Below are 9,662 nucleotides of genomic sequence, written 5' to 3'. Positions count from 1 at the left end.
GGCGGGAGCTGCAGGCCGCTCGGCCCGGTCAGCGGCGGCGGCTCCCGCCGGGCGCGCGCAGCGGTGATCGCGACGCCCGCCGAGGCGATGATCACGAGCGCGATCGCCACGAGGTCCCAGCCGGTGAGCAGCTCGCCGACGACGAGGAAGCCGAACACGGCCGCCGAGGCCGGCTCGAGCGCCATGAGGATGCCGAACACGCGTGTCGGCACGCGCCGCAGCGCGAGCAGCTCGAGCCCGTAGGCGATCGCGCTCGAGAGCATCGCGATCGCGAAGGCCGGCAGCAGCACGCTCGGGTCGGCGGCGACCGCGTCGACCGCGCCGAGCAGTCCGAACGGCAGCACCGCGAGCGCGGCGATGACGAGCGCGCCCGCGAGCCCGCCGACGCCCGGCACCCGCCGGCCGACCTCGGCCGACGCGAGGATGTACGCCGCCCAGCACCCACCCGCGGCGAGCGCGAGCAGCACGCCGACGGGGTCGAGGTCGCCGCCGATCGACTGCACCCCGATCACGCCGACGCCGAGCGCCGCGACGCCGACCCACGCGACGTCGACGGCACGGCGCGACTGCGCGAGCGCGAGCACGAGCGGGCCGAGCAGCTCGACCGTGACGGCGACCGCGATGGGGATGCGCGGGAGCGAGAGGTAGAACAGCAGGTTCATGCCGGCGAGCGAGAGCCCGAGGAAGAGGATCGCCCGCCACGCGGCGGCGTCCCACGAGCGGATGCGCGGGCGGGCGATCGCGAGGATCACGAGCGCTGCGAACACGAGCCGCAGGAGCGTGAGCGCCGCCGGGTCGATGCGGTCGAAGACCGTCTTCGCGATCGAGGCGCCGAGCTGCACCGACGCGATCGAGCACAGCACGAGCAGCACGCCGACGAGCAGGCCGCCGGTCGGGATGCCGCGCAGGGAGAGGCGGGATGGGCGCGGCACCCGTCCAGCGTAGGCGGCCGTCATGCTCGCGGATGATGTTCGGGCGCGCCGGTGCCGCTTCAGCCCGGACACCGCCATCATGTGGCCATGACGACCGCCCCGCCGCCGGGTCCGGATGCCCCGGAGCCGGTCCGCGCATCCGCCCCGCCGGTCTTCGTCGAGCCCGCGCTCGCCGAGCCCCCGGTCGACCTCGATGCCGCGGGGATCGTCGTCGACGCGGTGCGCCGCAGCTTCGGCGCCGTGCACGCGGTGCGGCACATGACGTTCCACGCGAAGCCCGGCAGGGTCACGGGGCTCATCGGGCCGAACGGCGCGGGCAAGACGACGCTGCTGCTCATGCTCGCGTCGCTGCTCGCGCCCGACGCGGGCGCCATCCGCATCGACGGCGCCGACCCGCTGCGCGACCCGGCCGCCGTGCGCCGCGCGATGGGGTGGATGCCCGACGTGCTCGGCACGTGGCGCACGCTCTCGCCGCGGCAGATCCTCACGACCGTCGGGCGGCTGCACGCGATGCCCGCGCACGCCGCGCGCGAGCGCGCCGACGAGCTCATCGCGCAGGCGCGGCTCGACGAGCTCGCGAACCGGCCCAGCCGCGTGCTCTCGCGCGGCCAGCAGCAGCGGCTCGGCCTCGCCCGCGCGCTCGTGCACCGCCCGCGCGTGCTGCTGCTCGACGAGCCCGCCGCGGGTCTCGACCCCACCTCGCGCGTGGAGCTGCGCGAGCTGCTGCGGCGCTTCGCCGCAGAGGGCGGCACGGTGCTCATCTCGAGCCACGACCTCTCGGAGCTCGACGAGATCGCGCAGGACGCGGTGTTCGTCGACCGCGGCGAGGTGGTCGGCGGGGAGCGGCTCGAGCTCGCGCGCCAAGCGGCTCGCGAGTGGCGCGTGCGTGCGCTCGACCCGCGCGCCCTGAGCGTCGAGCTCGCTCGCATCGGCGTCGCGTTCGACCGCGTGCGGCTCGAGGGCGACACCGCGTTCGTCGCCCTCGACCGCGACGAGCACGCCGCCGACCTGCTCGCGCGGCTCGTCGGCGCCCGCGTGCCGGTCGTGCACTTCGCGCCCGCCGTCGGCGACATCGAGCGCACCTATCTCGGACTCGCGGGAGGCCGCCGATGAGCCAGACCACCATCGTCCCGCCGCACGAGCACGAGCCCGCGACCGATCGGCCCGGCACTGCAGGCTCGTGGATGCGCATGCTCGGCGTCGTGGTCGGGCTCGAGCTCGCGCAGCGCGTGCGGAGCGTCGCCTGGTACGTGCTGCTCGTGGTCGTCGGCCTCGTGGTCGGCGGCGTGATCGTCGTGCTGTTCCTGTCGCTGCAGGGCTACCAGCGCGACCTCGGCGGGGCGATCTTCGCGACCACGATCTTCCTCGTCATGCTCGTCACGTCGCTCGTGACGCCCGCGCTCAGCGGCAGCTCGATCAACGGCGACCGCGATGCGGGCACGCTCGCGTCGACGCAGGTGACGCAGGTCACCGCCGCGCAGCTCGTGCTCGGCAAGGTGCTCGCGGCGTGGATCGCCTCGCTCGGGTTCCTCGCGGTGTGCACGCCGTTCATGCTCGGCTCGGCGCTGCTCGGGGGCCTGCGGCTCGAGGCGGTGCTCATCGCGATCCCGGTCGTCGTGGTCGAGATCGGGGTGGTCTCGGCGATCGGCGTCGGGGTGTCGGGCCTCATCCGCAAGCCGGTGCTCTCGACGGTCGTGACCTACCTCGTCGTCGCGTTCTTCAGCGTCGGCACGCTCATCGGCTTCGGCGTCGCGACGATCGCGTTCCAGAGCGAGGAGACGCGCACCGAGATCGCGTGGGACTACGACGAGCAGGCGGGCGTGTCGACGTGCCGCGAGACCGATCGCACGTACGAGACCGTCGTGCCGCGACCCGACCGGGTGTGGCCGCTGCTCGCCGCGAACCCCTACGTGATCCTCGCCGACGCGGTGCCCCCGAGCTTCGGGAGCGGCGAGTACCCGGACGACCTGCTCGGCCAGATCGCGATCGCCGTCCGCTACGCGCAGGAGCCGCCGCACGTCGAGTCGTGCGCCGACTACGAGTCCGACGGCGCCTTCGCGGGCGACTCGGCGCGCGACGTCTACGAGCGCACGCTGCCGAGCTGGTTCGTCGGCATGGGCATCCACGTCGCGCTCGCGGCAGCCGCCGTGTGGGGCGCGGTCGCGGCGGTGCGCGCGCCCGCCCGCACGCTCGCCCCCGGCAGCCGCATCGCGTGACCCGCCCGCCGCATCCGCCGATCCAGGCGCTCCGCGCGGGCAGGATGGGGGCATGACGCTACCGACGCGCGCCGAGGGCATCCGGCAGCAGCTCGCCGAGCTCGGCATCGACCGCGAGATCATCCACTTCCCCGAGGGCACGCACACCGCGAAGGCCGCGGCGGCGGCGCTCGGCATCGAGGTCGGGGCGATCGCGAACTCGCTCATCTTCTGGATGGCGGATGCGCCGCTGCTCGTGATGACGTCGGGTCGCCACCGCGTCGACACGGCGGCGCTCGCCGCGCAGCTGGGCGAGGGGCCGATCGAGCGCGCGACGCCCGAGCAGGTGCGCGCCGCGACCGGCCAGGTGATCGGCGGGGTCGCCCCGCTCGGGCACCCGCAGCCGATCCGCACGATCGTCGACGTCGCGCTGCGCGACTACCCGCGGCTCTCCGCCGCCGCCGGCACCGCCGACACCGTCTTCATGCTGAGCTACGACGAGCTCGTGCGCATCACGGGCGGCGAGGAGCACGTCGTCGGCGACTGAGCCGGCCGGGGCCTACGCGTGGCCGACAGCGAACACGCGGCGGAAGGGGAGCACGACCCGGCCGCGCTCGTCGGCGGGGTAGGCCTCGCGCAGCCGGGCGCGGAAGACGTCCTCGAACTCGCCCCGCAGCGCATCCGGCATCGCCTCGAGCACCGGCCGCGCGCCCGTCGCGCGCACCCACTCGAACACGGCGTCCGGGCCCTCGAGCACGTGCAGGTAGGTCGTCTCCCACGCGTCGACCTCGAGCCCGAGCGCCGTCAGCGCCGCTAGGTACGTCGCCGCGTCGTGCGCCGCCGGCCGCGCGACGTGCCGCGTGTGCTCGGCGAACTCCGGCAGGGCCGCGACCTCGTCGCGCAGCACGTGGCTCGGCTGGTCGAAGTTGCCCGGCACCTGCATCGCGAACCACCCGCCCGGCGCGAGCATGCCGACGAGCCGCGGCAGCAGCTCGAGGTGCCCGGGGATCCACTGCAGCGTCGCGTTCGTGACGAGCACGTCGAGCGGCGCAGCCGGCGACCACTCCCGCGCGTCCGCCAGCTGCCACTCCACGCCCTCGATCGCGGCCGCCCGCGCGAGCATGTCGGCGGATGCGTCCACGCCCACGACATGCGCGTCGGGCCACCGCTCGGTCAGCAGCCGCGTGAGGTTCCCGGGCCCGCAGCCGAGGTCGGCCACGCGAGCGGGCGCTGCGGCCCCGACGCGCGCGAGCAGCTCGACGAAGGGCCTGCCGCGCTCGTCGGCGTAGGCGAGGTACTGCTGCGGAGCCCACGTGTGCGCCATCGCTGCCTCCAGGCATCTCGGCGCCACGGTATCGCCGGTCGGCGCGGGGACGTCCAGCCTTCCCCGAGAGCCCCGCCATACACTCGGCGCGATGACTGACACCGCTCCCGCCCCCGCACTCCAGGTCTGGCCCGGCGAGCCCTACCCGCTCGGCGCCACGTTCGACGGCACGGGCACGAACTTCGCGATCTTCACGGAGTCGGCGGAGCGGGTCGAGCTGTGCCTGTTCGACGAGGACGACGTCGAGACGCGCGTCGAGCTCACGGAGGTCGACGCCTACGTGTGGCACGCGTACCTGCCGAGCGTGCAGCCCGGCCAGCGCTACGGCTACCGCGTGCACGGGCCGTACGAGCCCGAGCGGGGCCTCCGGCACAACCCGAACAAGCTGCTCCTCGACCCGTACGCGAAGGCGACGAGCGGCACGATCGCGTGGGGGCAGCCGCTGCACAGCTACGACTTCGGCGACCCGCTCAGCCGCAACGACGAGGACTCCGCGCCCCACATGGTGAAGGGCGTCGTCATCAACCCGTTCTTCGACTGGACCGGCGACCGCTACCCGCGCACGCCGTACAACGAGACGATCATCTACGAGGCGCACGTCAAGGGGCTCACGCAGACCCACCCCGACGTGCCCGAGCCGCTCCGGGGCACCTACGCGGGCATCGCGCATCCGTCGGTCATCGCCCACCTGCAGAAGATCGGCGTCACCGCGATCGAGCTCATGCCCGTGCACCAGTTCGTGCACGACGCGGTGCTGCTCGAGAAGGGGCTGCGCAACTACTGGGGCTACAACACCCTCAGCTTCTTCGCCCCGCACGCGGAGTACGCCGGCACCGGCGAGCGCGGCCAGCAGGTGCAGGAGTTCAAGGCGATGGTGAAGGCGCTCCATGCCGCGGGCATCGAGGTGATCCTCGACGTCGTCTACAACCACACCGCCGAGGGCAACCACCTGGGGCCCACGCTCAGCTGGCGCGGCATCGACAACCAGGCCTACTACCGCCTCGTCGAGGGCGACGAGCAGCACTACATGGACTACACGGGCACGGGCAACAGCCTCAACGTCGCCCACCCGCACGCGCTGCAGATGATCATGGACTCGCTGCGCTACTGGGTCACCGAGATGCACGTCGACGGCTTCCGCTTCGACCTCGCGTCGACGCTCGCGCGCGAGTTCTACGACGTCGACCGCCTGTCGACCTTCTTCGAGCTCGTGCAGCAGGATCCGGTGATCAGCCAGGTCAAGCTCATCGCCGAGCCGTGGGACATCGGCCCGGGCGGCTACCAGGTGGGCAACTTCCCGCCGCAGTGGACCGAGTGGAACGGCAAGTACCGCGACCAGGTGCGCGACTTCTGGCGCGGTGAGCCGACCGCGCTCGGCGAGTTCGCGAGCCGCCTGGCCGGCTCCGCCGACCTCTACGAGCACTCGGGCCGCCGACCCGTCGCATCCATCAACTTCGTCACCGCGCACGACGGCTTCACCCTCCGCGACCTCGTGAGCTACAACGAGAAGCACAACGAGGCGAACGGCGAGGACGGCAACGACGGCGAGAGCCACAACCGCTCGTACAACCACGGCGTCGAGGGGCCCACCGACGATCCGGAGATCCTCGCGGTGCGCGCGCGCCAGCAGCGCAACTTCCTCGCGACGCTCCTGCTCAGCCAGGGTGTGCCCATGATCCTGCACGGCGACGAGCTCGGCCGCACGCAGCACGGCAACAACAACACCTACGCGCAGGACTCGGAGCTCAGCTGGATCGACTGGTCGGCCGTCGACCAGCCGCTCATCGAGTTCACCGCGGCGGTCGCGAAGCTGCGGCACGACCACCCCACCTTCCGGCGCAAGCGCTTCTTCACGGGCAAGACCGTGCGCACGGGCAACGGCGAGCGGCTCAACGACATCGTGTGGCTGCGCAGCGACGGCACCCCGATGGAGGACGGCGACTGGGAGGAGGCGGCGGGCGAGAAGGCGATCGGCATGTACCTCAACGGGCACGGCATCGCGGGGCGCGGGGCGCGCGGCGAGCGGATCGTCGACAACCACTTCCTGATCTACTGCAACGCGTCGGAGGAGGAGCGCGAGCTCACGCTCCCGCCCAGCGAGTACGCCGAGGCCTGGGACGTGCTCATCGACACCGGTGCGCACGAGCTGCGCGAGGGCAGCATCGGGGCGGGCGAGGTCGGCCGCATCGCGCCGCGCACGATCGTCGTGCTGCGCGAGCACATCCCGCCCGTCGACCAGGACTTCTCGGTCGCGGCGTCGATCGCCGCGGCGACCGGCACGCTCACCGGCCCGGTCGCGACGATCGAGGCGCGACCGGCCCCCGGCCGGCCGCTCGACGCCTCCGGCCGGCACGACGACCAGCAGGACTGACGGAGGAGACCCCGTGCACGCCCCGCAGAGCACCTACCGACTGCAGATCAGCGAGGAGTTCACGCTCTTCGACGCGGCCGAGCGGCTCGCGGCGCTGCACGACCTCGGCGTCGACTGGGTCTACCTCTCGCCGATCCTCGAGGCCGAGCACGGCTCGAACCACGGCTACGACGTCGTCTCCCACGCCCGCATCGACGAGTCGCGCGGCGGTCGGGCGGGGCTCGATGCGGTGGCCGAGGAGGCGCGCCGGCTCGGCATGGGCGTGCTCGTCGACATCGTGCCGAACCACATGGGCGTCGCGGTGCCCGAGCACAACAGCTGGTGGTGGCGGGTGCTGCTCGAGGGGCAGGAGAGCCCGCTCGCGGATGCGTTCGACATCGACTGGGAGGCGGGCGGCGGCAAGCTGCTGCTGCCGATCGTCGGCGACGACGACTGGTCGGAGGACGGCACGGTCGGCCACCTCGAGCTCGAGCGCGGCTCCGACGGCGAGGCGCGGGCGCTGCGCTACTGGGACACGCGGCTGCCGGTCGCGCCCGGCACGGGCGAGGGGTCGCCGCAGGAGGTGCTCGCGCGGCAGCACTACCGGCTCGCGCACTGGAAGGCGGGCGACGACCGGCTGAACTACCGGCGCTTCTTCGCGGTCTCGACGCTCGCGGCCGTGCGGGTCGAGCTGCCCGAGGTCTTCGACGCGACCCACGTCGAGATCGCGCGCTGGTTCGACGAGCGGCTCGTGCAGGGCCTGCGCGTCGACCACCCGGACGGGCTGCGCGACCCCGCGGGCTACCTCGACGACCTCGACCGCCTCACGGGCGGCGCGTTCGTGCTCGTCGAGAAGATCCTCGAGCCCGGCGAGGAGCTGCCGCGCTGGGCGACGGCGGGCACGACCGGCTACGACACGCTCGGCCTCATCGACCGGGTGCTCACCGACCCCGCGGCCGCCGAGCCCCTCGACGAGATCGACGCGCGGCTGCGCGGCGGCGAGCACGTCGACTGGGCGCAGCTCACGCACGACACGAAGCGGCGCATCGCCGACGGCATCCTGCGCGCGGAGGTGCTGCGCCTCGAGCGCGAGATCCGGGCGGCGGATGCGTGGGGCGAGGAGGGCGCGCCGGCCGACGTCGCCGACGCGGTCGCCGAGCTGCTCGCGTGCTTCCCCGTGTACCGCTCCTACCTGCCCGAGGGGCGCGAGCACCTCGGGCAGGCGGCCGAGCGCGCGAAGGCGCAGCGGCCCGACCTCGCCGAGACGATCGACGCGCTGCTGCCGGTGCTCGGCAACCCGCGGCAGGATGCTGCGCTGCGGTTCCAGCAGACGAGCGGCATGGTGATGGCGAAGGGCGTCGAGGACACCGCGTTCTACCGCTACTCGCGCCTGACGAGCCTCAACGAGGTCGGCGGCGACCCCGAGGTGTTCTCGGTCGACGTCGAGGAGTTCCACGCCTCCATGGCCCGTCGCCAGCACGAGTGGCCGCTCGCGATGAACGCGCTCTCGACGCACGACACCAAGCGCGGCGAGGACGTGCGCGCCCGCATCACGACGATCGCCGAGGTGCCGGGGGAGTGGGAGGCGCTGCTCGACCGCCTGCTCGTCTTCGCCCCCAACCGCGGCCGCGCGTTCGTCAACCTGCTGCTGCAGGCGGTCGTCGGCGCGTGGCCCGCGAGCGAGGAGCGCCTCGTCGCCTACATGGAGAAGGCCGCGCGCGAGGCCGACGCGATCACGCACTGGACGGATCCCGACACCCGCTTCGAGGGGCACCTCGCCGAGCTCGTGCGGCAGCTGCTGCGCGAGCCCGCGAAGCGCGACGTCGAGGCGTTCCTCGCCGCGACCGACGCCGGCTTCCGCGCGAACGTGCTGAGCGCGAAGCTGCTGAACCTCACGATCCCCGGCTTCCCCGACGTGTACCAGGGCTCGGAGGCGCTCGAGCAGTCGCTCGTCGACCCCGACAACCGCCGCCCCGTCGACTGGGCGCGGATGGATGCGCTGCGCGAGTCCGCGCGCGCGCCCCTGTCGGGCGGGTGGGACCTCGAGGTCGCGAAGACCCGGCTCGTGCGCGAGGCGCTGCGCCTGCGCCGCGAGCACCCCGAGCGCTTCGCCGACTACGCGCCGATCCTCCCGCACGGCGACGCCGCCGGCCACGCGATCGCGTTCGACCGCGGCGGCGCGATCGCCGTCGCGACCCGCCTGCCCATCGGCCTCGCCGAGCGCGGCGGCTGGGGGGACACGACGATCCAGCTGCCGGAGGGCCGCTGGCGCGAGCTGCTCACGACGAAGGAGCTGCGCGGCGGCGAGGCCCGGCTCGCGGACGTGCTCGCGACGCTGCCGGTGGCCCTCCTGACCCGCGCCGACTGACCGCGCGGCGGCGCGGGCGTCGCGCTCGTCCCTGTCGGTTTCCAGACACCGTTACTACACTGGCCGCATGGCTGCCGACGACGGCGGACCCGCGCAGGCGCGGGCCTCGTGGGCCTCGATCCTGGGGCTCGCGCTCCTCTTCGTCGCCTGGGCGGCCGTCGCGTGCCTCGCCCTGCTGGCGAGCCGCGCCGCGTGGTCGACGCTCGGCTCCGACGTCGCGTCGAGCGTCGCGCTCGCGCTCGAGACGTCGGCCGCGTGGGTGGCACTGCTCGCGTCCCTGCTCCTGCTGATCGTCGCCGGTCGCGGCGAGCGGGGGCGCGTCGCTGCCGGAGGGGTCGGGCTGCTGGTGGGTGTGCTCGGCCTCTCCGCCGCGGCGGTGGGTCGCGGACCCGCGCTCGCGCTGCCGGGCGACGCCGCCCTCACCTGGCTCCCCGCGCAGGGCCTGCTCGAGCTGTCCGCGGTCGCCGCGGCCGCCGCGGGTGGGGCGCTGCTC

Annotated in this window: 8 protein-coding genes; 6 read left to right on the top strand and 2 right to left on the bottom strand. The window is 73.8% G+C overall.

Features of this window, described 5'->3' with window-relative positions; all coding sequences use genetic code 11:
* On the bottom strand, positions 1-932 hold a 932-nt coding region (locus tag NWP09_RS09235; protein ID WP_258275223.1), incomplete at its 3' end, for a DMT family transporter.
* 87 nt (positions 933-1,019) lie between these two features.
* Here NWP09_RS09235 and NWP09_RS09230 point away from each other — a divergent pair.
* The 3 genes from NWP09_RS09230 to NWP09_RS09220 are packed head-to-tail and all read left to right on the top strand — an operon-like array spanning position 1,020 to position 3,674.
* A complete protein-coding gene (locus tag NWP09_RS09230) occupies positions 1,020-2,045 on the top strand; it encodes an ABC transporter ATP-binding protein (protein ID WP_258275222.1) in 1,026 nt (341 codons plus the stop codon).
* Positions 2,042-3,148 carry an ABC transporter permease gene (locus tag NWP09_RS09225; RefSeq protein ID WP_258275221.1) on the top strand — a complete coding sequence of 369 codons (1,107 nt, stop codon included), beginning with the start codon at positions 2,042-2,044 and terminating at the stop codon, positions 3,146-3,148. The genes NWP09_RS09230 and NWP09_RS09225 overlap by 4 nt, the downstream gene beginning before the upstream one ends.
* Before the next feature lie 52 nt (positions 3,149-3,200).
* A complete protein-coding gene (locus NWP09_RS09220; protein WP_258275220.1) occupies positions 3,201-3,674 on the top strand; it encodes a YbaK/EbsC family protein in 474 nt (157 codons plus the stop codon).
* A 12-nt stretch (positions 3,675-3,686) separates the two neighbouring features.
* Here NWP09_RS09220 and NWP09_RS09215 read toward each other — a convergent pair whose 3' ends face one another.
* Complete coding sequence (locus NWP09_RS09215; protein ID WP_258275219.1) at positions 3,687-4,451, bottom strand: methyltransferase domain-containing protein; 765 nt, start codon at positions 4,449-4,451, stop codon at positions 3,687-3,689.
* Positions 4,452-4,542: 91 nt separating this feature from the next.
* On the opposite strand from NWP09_RS09215, the gene glgX reads away from it, so the two are divergent.
* From glgX to NWP09_RS09200, 3 genes are all read left to right on the top strand, one after another.
* The gene (gene glgX, locus NWP09_RS09210; RefSeq protein ID WP_258275217.1) at positions 4,543-6,822 is read left to right on the top strand and encodes a glycogen debranching protein GlgX; all 2,280 of its coding nucleotides are present in this window, start codon (positions 4,543-4,545) and stop codon (positions 6,820-6,822) included.
* Between the two features lie 13 nt (positions 6,823-6,835).
* Entirely contained in the window at positions 6,836-9,169 is a 2,334-nt protein-coding gene (treY, locus tag NWP09_RS09205; RefSeq protein WP_258275216.1) for a malto-oligosyltrehalose synthase, read from the top strand.
* Between the two features lie 67 nt (positions 9,170-9,236).
* Positions 9,237-9,662 (top strand): hypothetical protein (locus tag NWP09_RS09200; protein WP_258275215.1); only part of this gene is annotated, 426 nt, incomplete at its 3' end.

The sequence above is a fragment of the Agrococcus sp. HG114 genome, assembly GCF_024723325.1.
In the GTDB taxonomy this organism is placed as follows: domain Bacteria; phylum Actinomycetota; class Actinomycetes; order Actinomycetales; family Microbacteriaceae; genus Agrococcus.
The sequence above is the reverse complement of the archived record's forward strand: the minus strand, read 5'-3'. Positions and strand labels throughout refer to the sequence as shown.